This is a genomic window from Bradyrhizobium campsiandrae (assembly GCF_014529705.1).
GTDB classification, from domain to species: Bacteria; Pseudomonadota; Alphaproteobacteria; order Rhizobiales; family Xanthobacteraceae; genus Bradyrhizobium; species Bradyrhizobium campsiandrae.
Genome location: NZ_JAANIH010000108.1, coordinates 1 through 18462 on the forward strand (window position 1 = coordinate 1; position 18462 = coordinate 18462).

The window sequence follows — 18462 nt, forward strand, 5'->3', positions numbered from 1 at the left end:
CCCCCTCCCGAGACGCCCCCACCGGCGGCAACGGGATAGGACTGGGGCGCGGCGACCGCCGGCGGCGGCAAGGCCTGGGACTGGTAATAGCCGGGCTGGGTCTGCGGCCGCGCATATTGCGGCAGCTCACGCTGCTGAGGCGGAGCCTGCTGCACCGAACCGGTCTGCTCAGAGGAGAAGGGATTTGAGAAGTTCGACTGGGACAGCCGCGACGACATGTCGGCACTGCACCCTGCGAAACTGAAGGAGATCAGCGCCAGGACCGCGACCTGCGGTACGCGGCGCGAGTAAAGCAACTCGGCGACAACAGACATGGTTACTCACTCGTACGCAACAGAACTGGTCTTTTAAGTAAACACGCACTGAGTAAATAACGGCTTAACCCTCCAATAAGATGTTGGATGCGCAGCCAATCCGGAATTCTACAGCTCCCGCGCCACGCCCGGGAGCGCCGGCACGAAACGGACCTCGACGAGTTCCTTGCGTTCGATCCCGGCTTCGGTCCTGATGAGGCGGGTGAGTGTCTGCACGCCCTGATGCGGGCCGACCGGCGCGATCAGGATGCCGCCGATCTCGAGCCGCTCGACGAGGTTCTCCGGGACCTGCTCCACTGCGGCGGTCACGATGATGCGATCGAACGGGCCGATGTTACCAGGCAAGTTCAGGCCGTCGCCGAGCATCACCTCGACATTGTGACAGTTCAGTTTTTCAAGCCTGGCGCGTGCGGTATCCGCCAGCTTGCGGTAACGCTCGACCGTCAGCACCTCGCGGGCCAGCCGCGACAGCACGGCGGCCTGATAACCGGAGCCCGTGCCGATCTCGAGCACGCGGTGCTGCTTCTGGAGTTGAAGCTGCTCGGTCATGTAGGCGACGACGAAGGGCTGGCTGATGGTCTGCCCGCAGGCGATCGGCAGCGCACTGTCGCGATAGGCGCCATCGCGATCGGCGGCCTCGACGAACAGCTCGCGCGGCACCTCCTCCATGGTCCGTAACACGGCCTGATCGCTAATGCCGCGACGCCTCAGCGTGAGCTGAAACATCATCTTTTCCGGCGGGGGCTGATTGGAGATCATCGCTGCTTGTGTCGTCTCGTGCGGGCCCGGGTCGATGGCTTCGTCGCCAATGCCCGGAGCCAGAATCTTGTTCCTGCTCAGGAACCCATGATAACCTTTTGGACTTGGCATTTGGCTACAAATCGGCAGGCAGCGGCAGGGCTGCCACGACTATTTTCAAGTGCCAGTCGGCCGAAACGCGCATTGCGTCGATAGGTGTTATCTGCGAACGTTTTCGGGAATGGGCAAGGACTCAACGACAATGACCGCGACAGGGCTTTCCGGCCGCTCTGTATTCCTCGTCGAGGACGAGGTGATGATCCGAATGATGGTCGCGGATATGCTTGAAGAGCTGGGCTACAAGGTCGCAGCCGAAGCGGGCGACATTACCGAGGCGATGCGGCTGGCCCAGGCGACCGAGTTCGACATCGCCATCCTCGACGTCAACGTCAACGGCAAGGTCATCTCGCCGGTCGCCGACGTCATCAAGGCCAAGGGTTGCCCCTTCATCTTCGCGACCGGGTACGGCTCATCGGGCCTGCCCGAGCAATACCGTGATCGGCCCGCGCTGCAGAAGCCGTTCCAGCTCGATGCGCTCAGCAAGACCATCGAGGCCGCGCTCCGCGGCGACTAGATTCTAGCTCAACGTTGCGCTCAGCTCCTCCGAGAACGCTTCATTGGTGCGGTCGAGCCGCAGCGGCGTGACCGAGACGTAGCGTTCGCGCAATGCCGCAAGATCGGTGCCTTCGGCCGGCGTGTCCATCATCGCCGCGCGCTCGAAGCCGATCCAGAAATAGGGATTGTTGCGCCCGTCCCTGCGCTCGTCGATCCGCAGGAATCCGAGATTGCGCTTGCCTTGCCGCGTGACGCGAATGCCGAGCACGTCCTCCGGCGCGCAGGAGGGGAAGTTGACGTTGATGACGGTGTCCTTCGGGATGCCGGCCTTGATCACCTTGCGCAAGATGTCGGGACCGAATTTGCGCGCGGTGTCCCACGGCGGCCGCTCACGCGTCTCGACGCTGAATTCCTGCGACAGCGCGAATGACGGCAGGCCAAGGATGGTCCCTTCGAGCGCGCCGGCGATGGTGCCGGAATAGACCACGTCTTCGGCAACGTTGCGGCCCTTGTTGACGCCGGAGAGCACGACGTCGGGCAGCTGTGCGCCGAGAATATGGCGCGCGCCCATGATGACGCAGTCGGTCGGCGTGCCGCGCACCGCAAAGTGCCGCGGCCCGACCTCGCGCAGGCGCAAGGGATCGTTCAGCGACAGCGAATGCGATACGCCGGACTGATCCAATTCGGGCGCCACCACCCAGACGTCGTCGGACAGCGCGCGTGCGATCTCCTCCACGACCTTGAGGCCGGGAGCGTGGATACCGTCGTCATTGGTGCAGAGAATGCGCATGCGAAAGGTCGTTTCCTGAAAAGCCGGTCCGAGCCGTCTTATCCGGCCGGGGCCGGCGAGGCAAACCGGCCGCCAACAGACCTCATCTGCGTTCCGACGCCTTCGGCGACGCAGCAATCACCCTTTGTTCCGCGCTAGCGGCGGACGCGCCATTGCGGCAGGAAGCGGGCGAGCCGCCCCTCGGCCCGCAGCTTCATCGCCGGCACGATCGGACTCTCGACGGGAGCCTCGATCACGCCCAGCGCTTCCAGTTGCGCAACAATCGGGTCCGCCCCTGGAAAGCGTTCACGAGCCACGGCCAGCGCCCTGTCGAAGTCGGCGGCATTCACACCGGGCTTGGCACGCCGGTTCTGCACGAGATCATTGTCCCAGAGCCGCGCGATGTCGATATCCAACACGCCGCGCAAGCGCTGGTCGATGGCCTGGATGCCGGCACCCGTCACCGCCCATTGTCGGCCGATCCAGAAGATATCACGGTGCAGAGCCATGGACGTCAGGTTGGCGTTCGCGGACGGGCGGCAGGATAGCCGGCCGCACGCGGTTCGCAACCAAACGTTTCTTTGGTTCCGTCGGGCAACGCGACTTATTCGCGCCCGACCACCTTCAAGCCGCCCATATAGGGTTGAAGCACGCTGGGCACCGCGATCGAGCCGTCCTCCTGCTGATAGGTCTCCATCACTGCAATCAGCGCGCGGCCGACCGCGGTGCCGGAGCCGTTCAGCGTGTGCACGAAGCGCGGCTTGCCGTCAGGACCGCGCGAGCGCGCATCCATGCGCCGCGCCTGGAAATCGCCGCATACCGAGCAGCTCGAGATCTCGCGGAACATGCCGCCGTCGCCCTGCCCGGGCATCCACACTTCGATGTCATAGGTTTTTTGCGACGAGAATCCCATGTCCCCTGCGCAGAGCGTCATTACGCGATAGTGCAGGTCGAGCTTCTGCAGCACCTGCTCGGCGCAGGACAGCATCCGCTCCAGCTCGTCCTTGCTGGTCTCGGGCGTCGTGATCGAGACCAGCTCGACCTTGGTGAACTGATGCTGGCGGATCATGCCGCGCGTGTCGCGTCCCGCAGCACCTGCCTCGGCGCGGAAGCACGGCGTCAGCGCGGTCAGCCGCATCGGCAGCTGCTTCTCGTCGAGGATGGATTCACGCGCGAGGTTGGTGAGCGAGACTTCCGCTGTCGGGATCAGACCGAGGCGCTCGGTCTTCAGCCGCTCGTGGTCGGGCGATGCCAGCAGCTCGCCCTTGATGGCCCAGAACTGATCGTCCTCGAATTTCGGCAATTGCCCGGTGCCGAACATCACTTCGTTACGCACCAAGAGCGGCGGATTGATCTCGGTGTAGCCGTGCTCGGTCGTGTGCAGATCGAGCATGAACTGGCCGATTGCACGCTCGAGGCGCGCGAGCCCCTTCTTCAGCACGACGAAGCGTGCGCCGGAGAGTTTTGCCGCCGCCTCGAAATCCATGTAGCCGAGCGCGGTGCCGAGGTCGTCATGCAGCTTCGGTGCAAAGCCGTAATTGCGCCTGGCACCGAACACGTGATGCTGCACATTGCCGTGCTCGTCGACGCCGTCGGGCACTTCGTCGAACGGAATGTTCGGGATCGCCGACAGCTCTCGGGTCAGCTCCTCGTCGGCTGCCTTCGCAGCGGCTTCGAGCTCGGGCATCGTGGTCTTGAGCTCGGCGACTTCGGCCATGAGCTTGGCCGCACGCGCCTCGTCCTTCGCCTTCTTGGCGTCGCCGATTTCCTTGGACGCCGCATTGCGCCGCGCCTGCGCCTGTTCTGAAGCCAGGATCGCCGCTCGCCGCTTCTCGTCGATAGCGAGCAGCGACGCCGACAACGGCTTCAGACCTCGCCGGGCGAGACCGGCGTCGAAGGCTTGCGGATTGTCGCGGATCGATTTGATGTCGTGCATGGCGGAGGTCCTGAATCAACGCGTCAACCTGCAACGTCGAATGTTGTCAATTTACATTGGCGCGCACTTTCCCCTAGCACAGCTGTCATCGCCCGCGAAAGCGGGCGATCCAGTATTCCAGAGACGGCGGTAATTCCTCGATAAGCTGCGGCGTATTGGAGGGTTTCGCCAACCCTACTCGGCCGGATTGGCCGGCGTCGACACGTCCGTGCCGCCCGCCTGCGACGAAGCCGCCGCCTTCTTCTCCACCATCGCCACCGCAATGATCGAGCCCTCGTAGAGCGCGAGCAAGGGAATGGCCAGCGAGCACTGGCTGAGGATATCGGGCGGCGTCAGCACGGCCGCGATGATGAATGCCAGAACGATGAAATAGCGGCGCTTCTCGCGCAGCATCTTCGAGGTGATGATGCCGATCCGCCCGAGCAGCGTCAGGATCACCGGAAGCTGGAAGGCGATGCCGAAGGCGAAAATCAGCGACATCATCAGCGACAAATATTCGCCGACCTTCGGCAGCAGCTGGATCTGCGCGGTCTCCTCACCGCCGGCCTGCTGCATGCCGAGCGAGAAGCGGATCAGCATCGGAAACACGACGAAATAGACCAGCGCGGCGCCGAGCACGAAGAAGAACGGGGTCGCAACCAGATACGGCAGGAAGGCCTGCTTCTCGTGCTTGTAGAGGCCGGGCGCTACGAACTTGTAGATCTGCGTGGCCACGAGCGGGAACGAGATGAAGCCGGCACCGAACAGCGCGAGCTTGAGCTGCGTGATGAAATATTCCAGCAGCGCCGTGTAGATGAACTTGGAATTCTCAGGCCCCGCAACCCACACGAATGGCCAGACCAGCACGTTGTAGATCTGCTTGGCGAAGAAGAAGCAGAAGATGAATGCCAAGCCAAAGGCGAGCAGCGCCTTGATCAGCCGCGAGCGCAGCTCGATCAGATGGTCCATCAGCGGGGCTTTGCTGGCCTCGATATCGGCGTCGCTCATGACGCTTTGGCGTCCTTGATCGCTTCCGGCACGGTGTCTTGCGCAACGGTCTCTTGCGCAACCGGTGTCTGCTCCACCTCACGGGTGATGGCGAGCGGCTCATTCACAGCGGAATGCGCTTCCGCTTCCACGAAGGTTTCAGGCGTTGGGGCTTCGGGCGTGGTCGGGCTTGCCGGCGGTTCGACGGCGGCAGTCACAGGCGTCTCGGCCGGCTTGTCGAGTGCATCGACGCGGAGCGCGTCGCTGACGTCCTTCTGAAGCGAGGTCATCAGGCCGCCGCCGGTGAAGCCGGAGGCGGCCTCCTTGACCTCGTCAAAGCTCTTCTTGAGGTCGGCCATCTCGGCCTCGCGCATGGCCTCCTGGAATTGGCCCTGGAATTCGGCGGCCATCTTGCGGGCCTTGCCCATCCACTGGCCGACCATGCGCAGCACGCCCGGCAGCTCTTTCGGGCCAATGGCGACCAGGGCCACGACCCCGATCAGAACCAGCTCACTCCAGCCGATGTCGAACATGACGTCTTCCGTTCACGCAAAGCCACGATCGGCCCAATCCTTCACGCGCAGGATCGGGGCCGTTTCCCGCGTTTCGCGTGCTCCTGGCTCAGACGGCCTTGCTGCCGACGTCGGATCGCGCCGCCGTCGGCGCCGCATTGTGCTCGATGGACTTCGAGGGCTCTTGCTTCTCGGCGGGCTTGTCGTCGTCCTGCATGCCCTTCTTGAAGGCCTTGATGCCCTGCGCCACGTCGCCCATCAGATCCGAAATCTTGCCGCGGCCAAACAGCAGCAGGACCACCGCGATCACCAGGATCCAGTGCCAAATGCTAAGTGAACCCATCCTGCAACCCTCCAAACGCGCGTGGCCGGGACCCGGCCGATCTTGACCGGAACGTAGGCTTCGCAAAGCCCAAAAACAAGGACCATGGCAGTGCCAATTCGCTGTTGGCACTACGTAATCTTGCTAGTGTTAACTGGTCGCATGGCCCCGTAGAAGGCCGGGGAATTATTCCTCCCCGGCGCCCTCGCCGCCCTCATTGCCGCCTTCCGGCGGGGTCTCGGGCTCGACCGCAGGCGCCAGCGCCAGATCGAGCTCCTCGCCCGGTTCCAGCGGATCCTCATCCTCACGCAGCGCCGGGTCGTCCGAGGGGGTCGGCACGCTGAAGCCAGTCGGCAGCCGCGAATCCAACAGGCCCGTGCCCTTCAGCTCTTCCAGACCCGGCAGATCGCCGAGCTGTTCCAGGGTAAACTGGGACAGGAAGTCCTCGGTGGTTCCGAAGGTCAGCGGACGGCCGGGCGTCTTGCGGCGGCCGCGGGGCTTGATCCAGCCGGTCTCCAGGAGCACGTCGAGGGTGCCTTTCGAGGTGACCACGCCGCGAATCTCTTCGATCTCGGCACGCGTCACCGGCTGGTGATAGGCGATGATCGCCAGCACCTCGATCGCCGCACGCGACAGACGGCGGGTCTCGTGGCTTTCGCGGGTCATCAGCCAGGACAGATCGCCGGCCGTGCGGAACGTCCATTTGTTGGCGACCCGGACGAGGTTCACCCCGCGCGAGGCATAATCGGCCTGGAGCTGCTCGAGCGCGGCTTTCACATCCACCCCCTCGGGCATGCGCTTGGCCAGCGTCGCGGTATCCAGCGGTTCACTCGAGGCGAACAGCAGCGCTTCCAGCAGCCGCAATTCTTCGGGACGTGCCTGGGGCTCGTTGTCCATCGGCTCGGCCTCTTCTACCCGCACTTCAGCCAGGCTTGCCATGGCAGATTCTCCTTCTTGCACTTAACCGACCGGCGCATCGGGCGCAGAAGCTGCGTCCACGATCGGTTTTCCGCGCCCCTTCCGGAAATAGATGGGCGCAAACGCCTGTTTCTGGTTCAGCTCGAGCTGACCTTCACGCACGAGCTCGAGTGCGGCGGCGAAGCTCGAGGCAAACACCGTTGCGCGCTGCGTCGGATCGGCGACGTGACGGATCAGGAAGTCGTCGAGCACGCCCCAATCGTCCTGTTCGCTGATGCTGCCGACCAGCCGTTCCAACGTGGCGCGCGCCTCGGCGAGCGACCACACCGTGCGCTTGGCCAGATGCACGCTCGCCAGCACCCGCGACTGGCGCTGCGAGGCATAGGCGGTGAGCAGGTCGTACAGCGTCGCGGTATATTTCGGATGCCTGATCTCGGCGATCTGCTCGGGCTCGCCACGCGGGAAAACGTCGCGCAGCAATTGCGCCCGGTTCATCAGGCGGTTGGCGGCCTCGCGAATGGCTTCCAGCCGCCGCAACCGGTTGGCGAGCGCGGTTGCCATTTCCTCGGCGCTCGGCCCCTCCGCGCTCGGCGGCTCCGGCAGCAGCAGGCGCGACTTCAGGAAAGCGAGCCACGCCGCCATCACGAGATAGTCGGCGGCAAGCTCCAGGCGGATCTTGCGGGCAGCTTCAATGAAGTGAAGGTACTGGTCGGCCAGCGCCAGGATCGAAATCTTGGCGAGATCGACCTTCTGCTGCCGCGCCAGCGCAAGCAGCAGATCGAGCGGGCCCTCGTAACCCTCGACATCGACCACCAATGCCGGCTCGCCCTCGGCGAGCTCTGCGGGCCGGCCGGTTTCAAACGATAGGATTTCTGCGGTCATGCGGATGCCGTGTTTCCGGTCAATGCGTCCAGCTCCGCATTGTCATTACTGTGAAGCGGCGTGCCGGCCGCGAATATCGCGAGAACTCTCTCGCCGGTGCCGCCCGCGAGCGCCTTCATCGGCACGTCATGACTCATTAACAAACCCTGGAACCCGATTGCGCTGCGAATCACCTGAGCAATCATTGTCGCAGAAGTCGTCACGGGATGGAGCGGCCTGGCGGCGCCATCCACGGGAATGCTGAGCACCGCAGGCTTCGCCGCGATCCGCCGCAGAGATGTCAATTCCCCTGTAGAGACCGTGGCTTCGGCCGTGATCTCGAACCTAAGCCTGAAGGGAATGAAGTCCCATGGGGATTCTACACGGACAGACGCGCGCTCAGCGGCGGTCAGTTCCGTTCCGGATACACCGGTAATGAAGGCCCGCGTGCTCATAGGGCCGATTAACCCTGGCCCGCCAGGGGGTCAAGGAAACGGCCGCTAATTCCTCTGGACGAAGCAGGCGGACAGGCCGGCGGACTTCAGATTGTTGCACGCCTGCGTCGCTTCCTCGGCCGAACCATAGGGACCGGCGAAGGCACGGTAGACGATCCCCTTGCCCTTGTCGGTCAGATCGACCCGCTTGATGACCGGCGAGCGGGAGCCGAGAACGCTGCCATATTTGCTCTGAAGCACGCGGTAGGACGCCGCCGCGCTGTCTTCGCTCTGCTGCGAGGAGACCTGCACGATGTAGCCGCCGCCACTGCTCGCGGGCGCAATCTGGGTCGGATTGGTCGCGGCCATGCGCTGCGGCGGCTCAGCCGGCGCCAGCGAGAGCGGCTGGTTGAGACTGGCATTGGCCGCGGTCGGCGGCGTGCGCTGCGCAGCTGGCGCTGCAGCCGGCTTCGGAGAGGCGGCTGGCTTGGCGCCAGCCTGCGGTGCGGCCTGCGGTGCGGCGCTGTCGGTTTGATCGCCCTTCACAACCACGACCTTGACCGAGCGCGGCGCCGCGCTCGGCATGGTCCCGTTGCTCGGAATCGGACCGGCGCTCGGCGGCGGCACGCTGTTCGGTGACACGCTCGCAACCGATGGCGGGTTGGCATTCTGGTTCAGCGCCGGAAACACCACGCGGGGACCTGCCGCCTTGGCGTTGACGTCGACGGGCGCCTCCTCGCGCGGCACGATCTTCTCGCTGCCGTCGCCGCTCACCATGCGGTCCGGCACCTTGGCGGAGGAGTCCGACGGCGCCGGCACGATCTTGGTCGGCGTGTTGTCGGCCTTGATGATCGGCGGCTCGCCGCTGCGGGGCACGCCGATATAGGTCTTGTAAGCGAAGGCCGCTCCAGTTCCGACCACAGCCAGCGCGAGGATCGCCGCGACCGTCATCATGCCGCCGCGCGACTTCCTGGGTTCGTCTAGATCGGCCTCGGGATAGTCGCTCTGGAACGCGTAGGGATCATCCGGATAGGCCGGCTCGCGCTGAAAATCCTGCTCGCCCGACTCGAGACGACCGTAGAGCGCATCATCATAGCGCGCCGGATCGGGCTGCTCGTACGGCGCCTCGTAGGCCTGCTCCTGCTGATAGGCCTGATCCGAGTAGGCTTGATCCTGGTAGGCTTGGTTCTGGTAGGCCTGATGCTGGTGGGCCTGCGGCTGGTGAAATTGCGGCTCGGGCGCGGCCGGCGGGGCCGCATAGCGGTGCAGCGGATGGACCGGATTCACGGCAACGGAATAGTCAGGCTCGGGCGCCGGCTGCGGTTGCACGTTGGCGCGTCGCATCCATGACGGCGGACCTGGCGGAGGCGGCACGGCCGGCTCGGCGTAGTCCTGGTGGTCGTCGCCTTGCGAATAATCGTCGTCCTGATAGCTCTGCGCAGGTGCTGGGGCCGGCCGCGCGTTCTGCCGGCCCTGCACCGCGAACGGATCGGTCTGCCCGATCAGGCGGGCGAGTTCAGCCAAGGGATCGCTGTCGGCCCTCCCATGCTGGTCGGCGCCGCGACCATAGTCATCGGAGGGAAACGGTCTGTCGTGATATCGATCGGCCATCGTGATGATGCGTCCCTTCGGGAAAGCTGCGCGCCCCTCGACCAAGGCGCAGCTTTCGACCCACAAGGCTTTCAACCAAGTCTAAGCGATCCGGCTTCTGCCGGTACCCCCAAATATTCCCCTTAAGTAGTTCGCCCCAAACTACCGCATCTCGTCCGGGGCATGGACGCCGAGGATGGCGAGGCCCGATGCCAGGACAGAGACGACGCCCTGGACCATGGCCAGCCGCGCCTTTGTAAGATCTGCATCATTATTGATAATGAAGCGTAAATAGGGCAAATCGCGCCCTTTCGTCCAAAGTGCGTGAAATTCGCTCGCTAAGTCATAGAGATAAAAGGCAATACGGTGCGGCTCATGGGCCGCGGCGGCAGCTTCCAGCATGCGCGGATAAATTGCGAGGCGCTTAAGAAGATCGAGCTCGACCGGGTCCGACAGCCGTTCCACGGCCGACTCACTCAGCCAGGCAATCCGCTTCTCGGCATCCTCCGGCAGGTCCGGGAACACCTCTGCCCGGGCGTTGCGGAAGATCGAGTGGCCGCGGGCATGGCCGTACTGAACGTAGAACACCGGGTTGTCGCGCGACTGTTCCATGACCTTGGCAAGGTCGAAATCCAGCACCGCGTCGTTCTTGCGGTAGAGCATCATGAAGCGGACGGCGTCCTGGCCGACTTCATCCACCACCTCACGCAAGGTGACGAAGTCCCCGCTCCGCTTGGACATTTTCACCGGCTCACCGTTGCGCAGCAACTTCACGAGCTGGACGATCTTGACGTCGAGCGATCCCTTGCCTGACGTCGTCGCCTTCACCGCGGCCTGCATGCGCTTGATGTAGCCGCCGTGATCGGCGCCCCAGACGTCGATCATCTCCGCAAAACCACGGTCGAACTTGTTCTTGTGGTAGGCGATGTCGGAGGCGAAGTAGGTGTAGGAATTGTCCGACTTGATCAGCGGACGATCGACGTCGTCGCCATAGGCCGTCGCCTTGAACAGCAGCTGCTCGCGGTCTTCCCAGTCCTCAACCGGCGCGCCCTTCGGCGGCGGCAGGCGGCCTTCATAGATGTCGCCCTTGGCCCTGAGGAAATCGATGGTCTCGGCAACCTTGTTGTTGCCGGTCTCGATCAGCGAGCGCTCCGAGAAGAACACGTCGTGGCGGATGTTGAGGGCGGCAAGATCGTCCTTGATCTCGTCCATCATCATCGCGATCGCCTTGGCACGCACCGTCGGCAGCCACTCGGCCTCGCTCTTCGAAAGGAGCTTGTCGCCGTGCTCTTTCGCGAGCGCCTGCCCGACCGGCTTCAGATAGTCGCCTGGATAGAGGCCTTCCGGGATCGCGCCGATGTCCTCGCCGAGCGCCTCGCGGTAGCGCAGGAATGCGGAGCGCGCGAGCACGTCGACCTGGGCGCCGGCATCGTTGATGTAATATTCGCGGGTGACGTCGTAGCCGCTGAACTGGAGCAGGCTCGCCAGCGCATCGCCGAACACGGCGCCGCGGCAATGGCCGACATGCATCGGCCCGGTCGGGTTGGCCGAGACATATTCGACATTGACCTTGGAGCCGCCGCGGACGCGGCCATAGTCAGCACCCTCGCGCAGCACCGTCCGCAGCGCCTCGGCCCAGGCGACCGGCTGCAGCGTCAGATTGATGAAGCCGGGACCGGCAACATCGACCTTGGCGATCAGCGGATCGCTGCGGAGCCGTTCGGCGATCTGCTCGGCGAGGTCGCGGGGCTTGGCCTTTGCCTCTTTCGCAAGCACCATGGCGGCGTTGGTCGCCATGTCGCCATGGGAGGCATCGCGTGGCGGCTCGACCACCACGCGCGCAAAATCGATGCCCTCGGGCCATTTGGCGTCCGCCGCGAGCGCGCGGCAGGCGGCGTGCACGCGTGCGAGCACGTCGGCGAACAGATGCGGGCTTGAGGATGTGTCGGGCATGGCCGCCGCCTAACGCAAATCCGGGGTCGAGTCAAAGAGCCGCTGGTGCTCGGTCAGGGCGAAACGGTCGGTCATTCCGGCAATGAAATTGCCGATCCGGCGGGCCCGGTCGCCCTCGTCGTCCCCCTCCGCTCCCACCAGCCATTCCGGCGGCAAATCGGCCGGGGATGCCAAATATTTCGCGAACAGGTCGAACAGGATCTGTTCCGCCTCCGCCATCACCCGCATCACCCTGGTGTGGCGGTACATGTGCCCGTAGAGGAAACGCTTGATGGCGGCCTCCTCCTCGGCGATGTCGGCGGGGAACGCGATCAGCGCCCGGCTCTGCTGGCGCACGTCCTGGGCCGATTGCGGCTTGACGGCGGCAATGTTCTTCTGCGCCTGTGCGAACACCGCGCCGATCAGGTGCGAGATCAGCTCGCGCACCAGCTCCGCCCCGCGCCTGACGTCTTCGAGCTCGGGGTAATGCGCCGAGGTCTCGGCGATGATCTCCGCGGTGAGCGGCATCGCCTTGAGGTCGTCGAGGTGAAACAGCCCGGCGCGCAGGCCGTCGTCGATGTCGTGGGCGTCGTAGGCGATGTCGTCGGCGATCGCCGCGACCTGGGCCTCAAGCGAAGCAAAGCTCCAGAGCTCGAGGTCGTAGGTCTTGATGTAGTCGGCGATGCCGACGGGAATGCCGTGCTCGCGATAGCGGCCTACGGGGGCGCCGCTGCGATCGGTCAGCGGGCCGTTGTGCTTGACGATGCCCTCCAACGACTCCCAGGTCAGGTTGAGCCCGTCGAATTCGGGGTAGCGATGCTCCAGCGCGGCGACGACGCGGAGCGCCTGGGCATTGTGGTCGAAGCCGCCGAAGTCCTTCAGGCAGGCGTCCAGCGCCCGCTCACCGGCATGGCCGAACGGCGGATGGCCGAGATCATGGGCCAGCGCCAGCGTTTCCGTGAGATCCTCGTCCAGCCCCAATTGCCTGGCCAAGGCGCGGGCGACCTGCGCGACTTCCAGCGAATGGGTCAGCCGGGTCCGGTAGTGGTCGCCCTCGTGGAACACGAACACCTGGGTCTTGTACTTCAGCCGGCGGAACGCGGTCGAATGGATTACCCGGTCGCAATCCCGCCGGAACGGGCTGCGGGTCCGGCTTGGCGGCTCGGCAACCAGCCGGCCGCGGCTGCGCTCGGGGTCGCAGGCATAGGGCGCGCGGGGGGCTGCCATTCCGACGGACACGACGAATTTAGTCCCTATCCATTTGATTCTGCGTATTCTTGCACATAACTATGCCGGACGCGGGATACCAAATGAATTGGGCAAATGAACTTGGTATGACCGGGCCTATCGGAGACTGACAATGACGACTGCCGTGACCATCAGTGACCGCGCCGCACGCCGGATCGGGGAGATCCTCAAGGGCGAAGGCACAGGCGCGATGCTGCGCATCTCGGTCGAGGGCGGCGGCTGCTCCGGCTTCCAGTACAAGTTCGACATCGACCGCGCGCGCGGCGACGACGACCTGGTCATCGAGCAGGAGAATGCGGTGGTGCTGGTCGATTCGGCGTCCCAGCCGTTCCTCGCCGGCTCGCAGGTCGATTTCGTCGACGATCTGATCGGCGCCTCGTTCCGCGTCAACAATCCCAACGCGACGGCATCCTGCGGCTGCGGCACCAGCTTCTCGATCTAGCCCCCGACTCAAAATCTTGAAAACAACCCCATGCACAGTAGCCGGGGCGACGGCACGGGGCATTTCTGTTTTTACGAACTCCCGTTGACCCGTCGGGCAAAACAGGGGTAAGGTGTGATGATCGCGAGGTCCCTCAAGGGGACTCGACAGGACACATCTGCGGTGGGTTCGATATAGCCCAACGCCGAAGCGGCCCCTTCCGGACGCCGACGTTTCGGCTAGCCCAATTGAGCATTCAGAGCCGCGAGCGACGTCGCTCGCCGCGTGATGCTGCGGATGTGCCACGCGAGGACGCAGACGCATGCGACCTCGATCGCCATCGAGAAGACAGGAAGCAGCGCGCCGACGTGAAATTCCGTTGCGAGCAAGCGGAGTGCCGTTAACACACCATCGCTGAGGACCGACAAGGCAAGCGCCGTCGTTGCGACAACGCAGAGCATGAAGGAACGACGAAGTTGCCTTCGATATCCCGCATCGAGCACCGCAGACATCTGCCTGCTGCTGGTATAGGCCCAGGCCCCCTATCCCGACGACAACGGAAGACAGGAATGCATAGCGGTCAATGAGCCCGACGAATTCACCAATGGCCTTCACATCGTCGCGGGTCGTCCACTGCATGACGGCGTACCACGCGACGCGGACCTTCATGGCCGCCAAGACTCCGACGATGAGGACAATGATCGCGATGCCAAATCTGCTGATCTGCTGCGCAAGCGAGATGACCGCGAACTGGGCCGCGACGACGTGAGCGTCGCCAAAATTCGCGATCGCGCGACGCTCTGCCTCGAGCCTGTCGCCCACGGGATCGACAGCAACCGCCTCCCGGAGATGGTCTTCGACTTCCTGCCGCACGCGCCGCGCCAGGGATTGATCGAACCGGAGCATGTCCGCGAGGGCTTCGAGATAGTCGGAAATCAGGCCGGTTTCTTGCATGGCCGAGTTCCCTCGAGCAGACCGCCAATGGCGTCGGAGAATTGCTGCCACAGCGCGCGGCGCTCGGCGAGCGCGCGGTCTCCACTGCGGGTCAGTGCATACACCCGGCGTCGACGCCCGGATTCGGACGTCGTCCAGCGACTGGCGAGCAAGCCTGCCTGTTCGAGGCGATGCAGGGCCGGATAGATCGTTCCCTCCGGAAGGTCGAACGCCTCCCCGCTTCTGCGCCTGATCTCCTCGATGACCGCGTAGCCGTGCGCGGGGCCCGCAGACAGTGCCGCGAGCACAATCATATCGAGGTGGCCCTTGAGCATTTCGCCTTCCATACCTCGGATTGCTATGGATCGCGGTGCCGGGAGTCAAGGCGCTGGGCCGGATCGCGACGTTTGTCCGCCGCTGCCGATATTATTTGCTGCGCGGCACGAAGACCTGGCCACCGGCGCCCCAACCGGCTTCGGCGGTTTCGAAAATCTGAACCCAGAGTTTCTTGATCTGGTCCGGGGGCAGCGCCATCGCGCCGACGAGCACGTCAGTGACGCCCTTGATCATATCCCGCTTCTGCTCGGGTGAAAGCACACCGGCCGGAACGTGGAACTCCACCAAGGGTGCGCCAAAAGCTCCGGTCGCGGCGGCCTCAGTCTGCGTAACGGGCGCGCCGGCCAGTGCTCCCGCAGCGACGATCGCCGTCAGCAGCACATCCCTGCGGTTCGATCCGTCAGCGGCCTTCGATCGCTCCGGACTGTGGTTAGTTTCTTTGATGGGATGCATGTGACAAACCTCGCGCTGGTGGTGATCGTCGCAGGCCCGCGGCGGTCACCCGCCGCGCGTGCCAGGAGCGGCTGGGCTAGGTCCGGGTCGCGTAGAGGGCACCGGCGTTGCCCCAGCGGCCGGACGGGATCTCGTTGATCAGCACGTATGTCTGCCCATCCGGCGGACGCTTCTCCACGCCGTTGATGACCTCGTGAATGCCTTGGACGATGGCGCGCCGTTGCTCCGGCGTGAGCGTGCCTTCGGGCACGTAGACTTTGGCGATCGGCATCGCTGAACCTTTCGTTATACCTAGTAACACTAGGCATCGAAACGCTAGGTGTCAACCCCGGCGGCGGTCGAGCCCACGCGATCTTCAGCGAGTCCGACCTTCTCGTGTTCAGGCCTTCCCCATTCGGTGGTTCATCACCTGCCGCCCTTCAATCATTCCAGGAATTTCGAACCTTGCGAGGACGTGTCGGACATCGTGCCGCACGCGAGCTGCAAAATCTGCAGGCCATCGGTGCCGGTCCGCACGCCGCCCACGGTGGTCCAGAAGGGCACCAGATTCACAAAGATGAGGTAATATTGCACGAATGCGATTGGACTGACGTAATCGTGCGCGGTGTCGGGGACGACGGCCGAACGGATCACGGTTACGAGCCCGATCAACACCACATTGCCCAGCACGCCGCCGAGCAGAAAGAGCAACCTTGCAAGCCTGTTGACGATATGCGGCGGATAGCAACGCACGAAGCCCGCACAGGGCACCGCGCGCAGCTCGAAGCGGGTTTCGCCTTTGCGGCCGCACCACAGCACCGGGCCAATGCCGACCGACACCAGTTGGACTTGCGCAGACAGAAGCGTCGCACACAGCATATGTCCAAATTCGTGGCACGCGATACCGGCCGCCAGCCCAATGGCGGATGAAGCGAGGAGAGCGGGAATCCAGTAGTCGCGCGTGAGCACCCATATGCAGAGCAGAACGATCCCAAGACAAAGCAGCGCGATGAGAGCGATCCATCGGCCCAGCGGGTCCGGCGGCTCATGCCCCGCGGCCATCCTTGCTTCTCGCATCGAACGTTTGCTCCTCGCGATCAAAGCTGGCCAGATGAAGAGACGTCGGCGCTAATTGATCGGGTCAGTGTGTTCGTGACTGGTCGCTACTCAGTCGCCGTTTCAGAAAGCTTTGTCCTAGCGCCTTGGACGCTCTGAGGACGCGATGGGTTCAACATTGGCCGCGCTACAGCGCCAGCCGTTGCAGACTTGCCGATTGCAGCGCGCCGCAGGCTCCAGCATCATGGCGCGCGGCGAAACGAACGCGCCCATCTTTGCCGGCCAAGGCACCCATAGCGGAAGTCAATTGTCCAATGCGAATTCTCGATCGTCTGTCTTGTTGCCTCGTTCTATTCCTTGCCATCGGCGCCCTCCCCGCGCGCGCTGCCGCGACCTGCCCGTTCATCAGCGCCCAGGAGCTCGCCGGCGCGATGCCGGCGCTCAAATGGTCGCTGATTTCAAATCAGGACGGCCGCGGCTGCATCTATCAGGCCGGGCGCGGCGACACGATGATGCTGACCGTGTTCCGCAATCCCGACAAGGACCGCGCCAAGGAGCTGTATGCGACCTTCGTCAGGACGCTCGGTGAGCGCATGCCGCTCAGCGCGGTCGCGGGAATCGGCGAGGACGGCCAGCGCGGGATTACCGCCGCCAACGCGCAGCGCCAGGAGGCCTCGATCGTCGCCCTCTCAGGCGAATACATCCTGCAGATCGCGGTCTATCCGATCGCCCGGCGCTCCGACGAGGCACTGCTCGGACCCGTGACCCAGCTCGCGCGTGTTGCCATCGGACATATGGGCAGGACCAGCGATCGGTTCGGCGACTGCGAATGGCTGATGCCTGCGGATGCCGACGGCTTCCTCGACAAGAGCACTCTGCAGGTCCAGCGGACGGGCGCGAATAGTTGCATGATGTTCGATGGCGAGGCCAACACCATGACCGTCGCTGTCATCACGACCTCGCGCGAGACCGCAGTCAACATGATGAAGCGTCTGGGTCCCTGCCAGCATGTGGCGATCCCCGAGCTCGGCCGTGAAGCGTTCGGCGAGCACTCCTGCACCAAGGGCAACGGCAATGCCGTCAACATCTTCGTCTGGAAGAACGGCAGGCAGGCGTCGATCCTGTTCGCCCCGGTCAAGCCGCATCCGGAGTCCGGCTCGGTCGAGCATCTGAAGGCGGTCGCAGCGCGGGTCTATGGGAAATTGTAGCGACGAAGAGTTGCGGCCGGGGTGCAGTCCAGCATGGTCACCGCATATGAGCCGTGACGCAGCCCATTGGCGTTTTGGCAGTGAGACGACCGCGGCAAAGGTATTTGAATAGCGATCCGAAATCCGCGAGCGACACTCCGGTAGAAGCTCGGCAGTTGACTCCCGCGCTGATTGTGGGCTCTTCTGCGGTTATTGCATCGAGAACTTTTCTACTACGTCCATACTTTCGGGGATTGAATGCCGGTAGCACCTTCGCTCCAGAAGTGTTCCGCTGATGTCCGCGCGGCGTCCTCCATAAGAGTCGTTGGTCTCGATCTCTTGGCGGGGGCCGTCCATGGCGTCGTCATCAGACCTGCTCCCGGAAAACATCAGCCTGAATTGGTTCAGTTGGCGCCGGCCGGCGGCGCAGAACTGCGACCTGTTTCCACAAAGCGTCTCGCTGGGTCCGCCCAGCGTGGCGCCAAACGCCCCGCTATCGGTCGATCCCTGCTTCGTCAGCTCTTTGCACTGAGAGGTAGATACCCATGGCCTCCATCCCTTCCGTTCCGGTACCGCTTTCACCCGGCACCTCGTCTCAAGCATCCGAGCCGACGCTGAGCAGCAGCTCGGTGACGCTCAGCTGGAACGCCGTCTCCGGCGCCACGTCCTACGAAGTCGCCGTCAGAGATATGGTCACAAACCAGCTCGTCGTCGATCAGATCGTTTCTGGGACCAGCTATCAGGCGTCGCTCTCAGCCGGCGGCTCGTACCGCTGGAATGTCGATGCGATCGACAGTGCAGGCGCTTCGAACTTCTCGTCGCCGCTGTACTTCCTGACGCAGGCGAGCGTCTCCATCCCTGCGGTACCGGTACCGCTTTCACCCGGCACCTCGTCCCAAGCATCCGAACCCACGCTGAGCGGCAGCTCGGTGACGCTCAGCT

General features: G+C 64.0%; 23 protein-coding genes and 1 pseudogene. 5 read left to right on the forward strand and 19 right to left on the reverse strand.

What is annotated here, in order from left to right; translation table 11 throughout:
* Window positions 1-314 (reverse strand): annotated as a pseudogene (locus G8O24_RS40645) (peptidoglycan-binding LysM); the annotation flags it as partial.
* Window positions 315-422: 108 nt separating this feature from the next.
* Window positions 423-1073, reverse strand: coding sequence for a protein-L-isoaspartate(D-aspartate) O-methyltransferase (locus G8O24_RS40650; RefSeq protein ID WP_188108114.1), 651 nt, complete (start codon window positions 1071-1073; stop codon window positions 423-425).
* 241 nt (window positions 1074-1314) lie between these two features.
* Here G8O24_RS40650 and G8O24_RS40655 point away from each other — a divergent pair, with 241 nt between their 5' ends.
* Entirely contained in the window at window positions 1315-1686 is a 372-nt protein-coding gene (locus G8O24_RS40655) for a response regulator (RefSeq protein ID WP_188108115.1), read from the forward strand.
* A gap of 3 nt (window positions 1687-1689) precedes the next feature.
* Here the strand turns inward: G8O24_RS40655 and surE are convergent, their stop codons facing one another.
* The 12 genes from surE to G8O24_RS40715 form a co-directional block, all read right to left on the reverse strand.
* Window positions 1690-2457, reverse strand: coding sequence for a 5'/3'-nucleotidase SurE (gene surE, locus G8O24_RS40660; protein WP_188108116.1), 768 nt, complete (start codon window positions 2455-2457; stop codon window positions 1690-1692).
* Window positions 2458-2591: 134 nt separating this feature from the next.
* The gene (locus G8O24_RS40665; RefSeq protein WP_188108117.1) at window positions 2592-2945 is read right to left on the reverse strand and encodes a hypothetical protein; all 354 of its coding nucleotides are present in this window, start codon (window positions 2943-2945) and stop codon (window positions 2592-2594) included.
* Between the two features lie 95 nt (window positions 2946-3040).
* A complete protein-coding gene (serS, locus tag G8O24_RS40670; RefSeq protein WP_188108118.1) occupies window positions 3041-4372 on the reverse strand; it encodes a serine--tRNA ligase in 1332 nt (443 codons plus the stop codon).
* A gap of 174 nt (window positions 4373-4546) precedes the next feature.
* The gene (tatC, locus tag G8O24_RS40675) at window positions 4547-5359 is read right to left on the reverse strand and encodes a twin-arginine translocase subunit TatC (RefSeq protein ID WP_188108119.1); all 813 of its coding nucleotides are present in this window, start codon (window positions 5357-5359) and stop codon (window positions 4547-4549) included.
* Window positions 5356-5871 carry a Sec-independent protein translocase protein TatB gene (gene tatB, locus G8O24_RS40680; RefSeq protein ID WP_188108120.1) on the reverse strand — a complete coding sequence of 172 codons (516 nt, stop codon included), beginning with the start codon at window positions 5869-5871 and terminating at the stop codon, window positions 5356-5358. The genes tatC and tatB overlap by 4 nt, the downstream gene beginning before the upstream one ends.
* A gap of 88 nt (window positions 5872-5959) precedes the next feature.
* Complete coding sequence (locus G8O24_RS40685) at window positions 5960-6193, reverse strand: twin-arginine translocase TatA/TatE family subunit (protein ID WP_027529733.1); 234 nt, start codon at window positions 6191-6193, stop codon at window positions 5960-5962.
* A gap of 165 nt (window positions 6194-6358) precedes the next feature.
* Window positions 6359-7111: an SMC-Scp complex subunit ScpB gene (scpB, locus tag G8O24_RS40690; RefSeq protein WP_188108121.1), complete on the reverse strand. Its 753-nt coding sequence runs from the start codon at window positions 7109-7111 to the stop codon at window positions 6359-6361.
* A gap of 21 nt (window positions 7112-7132) precedes the next feature.
* Window positions 7133-7972, reverse strand: a complete 840-nt coding sequence (locus G8O24_RS40695; protein ID WP_188108122.1) for a segregation and condensation protein A — start codon at window positions 7970-7972, stop codon at window positions 7133-7135.
* On the reverse strand, window positions 7969-8406 hold the full coding sequence (locus tag G8O24_RS46430; RefSeq protein WP_244646338.1) for a hypothetical protein: 438 nt from the start codon (window positions 8404-8406) through the stop codon (window positions 7969-7971). The genes G8O24_RS40695 and G8O24_RS46430 overlap by 4 nt, the downstream gene beginning before the upstream one ends.
* 45 nt (window positions 8407-8451) lie before the next feature.
* Window positions 8452-9996, reverse strand: coding sequence for an SPOR domain-containing protein (locus G8O24_RS40705; protein ID WP_188108123.1), 1545 nt, complete (start codon window positions 9994-9996; stop codon window positions 8452-8454).
* Window positions 9997-10137: 141 nt separating this feature from the next.
* Window positions 10138-11928, reverse strand: coding sequence for an arginine--tRNA ligase (gene argS, locus G8O24_RS40710; protein ID WP_188108124.1), 1791 nt, complete (start codon window positions 11926-11928; stop codon window positions 10138-10140).
* 9 nt (window positions 11929-11937) lie between these two features.
* Window positions 11938-13146 carry a deoxyguanosinetriphosphate triphosphohydrolase gene (locus G8O24_RS40715; protein ID WP_188108125.1) on the reverse strand — a complete coding sequence of 403 codons (1209 nt, stop codon included), beginning with the start codon at window positions 13144-13146 and terminating at the stop codon, window positions 11938-11940.
* A gap of 121 nt (window positions 13147-13267) precedes the next feature.
* Between G8O24_RS40715 and erpA the strand changes: the two genes are divergently transcribed.
* Window positions 13268-13597, forward strand: coding sequence for an iron-sulfur cluster insertion protein ErpA (gene erpA / locus G8O24_RS40720; RefSeq protein WP_188108126.1), 330 nt, complete (start codon window positions 13268-13270; stop codon window positions 13595-13597).
* Between the two features lie 218 nt (window positions 13598-13815).
* Here the strand turns inward: erpA and G8O24_RS40725 are convergent, their stop codons facing one another.
* A complete protein-coding gene (locus G8O24_RS40725; RefSeq protein ID WP_188108127.1) occupies window positions 13816-14088 on the reverse strand; it encodes a hypothetical protein in 273 nt (90 codons plus the stop codon).
* Between the two features lie 92 nt (window positions 14089-14180).
* On the opposite strand from G8O24_RS40725, the gene G8O24_RS40730 reads away from it, so the two are divergent.
* Window positions 14181-14345 (forward strand): hypothetical protein, encoded by a 165-nt coding sequence (locus G8O24_RS40730; RefSeq protein ID WP_188108128.1) that lies wholly within the window; start codon window positions 14181-14183, stop codon window positions 14343-14345.
* A gap of 166 nt (window positions 14346-14511) precedes the next feature.
* On the opposite strand, the gene G8O24_RS40735 is transcribed toward G8O24_RS40730, so the two are convergent.
* The 4 genes from G8O24_RS40735 to G8O24_RS40750 all read right to left on the reverse strand — a co-directional run bounded on the left by G8O24_RS40735 (window position 14512) and on the right by G8O24_RS40750 (window position 16339).
* The gene (locus tag G8O24_RS40735; protein WP_202988817.1) at window positions 14512-14844 is read right to left on the reverse strand and encodes a PadR family transcriptional regulator; all 333 of its coding nucleotides are present in this window, start codon (window positions 14842-14844) and stop codon (window positions 14512-14514) included.
* Between the two features lie 91 nt (window positions 14845-14935).
* Window positions 14936-15298, reverse strand: a complete 363-nt coding sequence (locus G8O24_RS40740) for a tautomerase family protein (RefSeq protein ID WP_188108130.1) — start codon at window positions 15296-15298, stop codon at window positions 14936-14938.
* 76 nt (window positions 15299-15374) lie between these two features.
* On the reverse strand, window positions 15375-15569 hold the full coding sequence (locus G8O24_RS40745) for a tautomerase family protein (protein ID WP_188108131.1): 195 nt from the start codon (window positions 15567-15569) through the stop codon (window positions 15375-15377).
* 152 nt (window positions 15570-15721) lie between these two features.
* Window positions 15722-16339, reverse strand: a complete 618-nt coding sequence (locus tag G8O24_RS40750) for a site-2 protease family protein (RefSeq protein WP_188108132.1) — start codon at window positions 16337-16339, stop codon at window positions 15722-15724.
* A gap of 308 nt (window positions 16340-16647) precedes the next feature.
* Between G8O24_RS40750 and G8O24_RS40755 the strand changes: the two genes are divergently transcribed.
* Window positions 16648-17541, forward strand: coding sequence for a hypothetical protein (locus G8O24_RS40755; protein WP_188108133.1), 894 nt, complete (start codon window positions 16648-16650; stop codon window positions 17539-17541).
* A 524-nt stretch (window positions 17542-18065) separates the two neighbouring features.
* Window positions 18066-18462, forward strand: a 397-nt coding sequence (locus tag G8O24_RS40760) for a hypothetical protein (RefSeq protein WP_202988818.1), incomplete at its 3' end; no start/stop codon positions are given.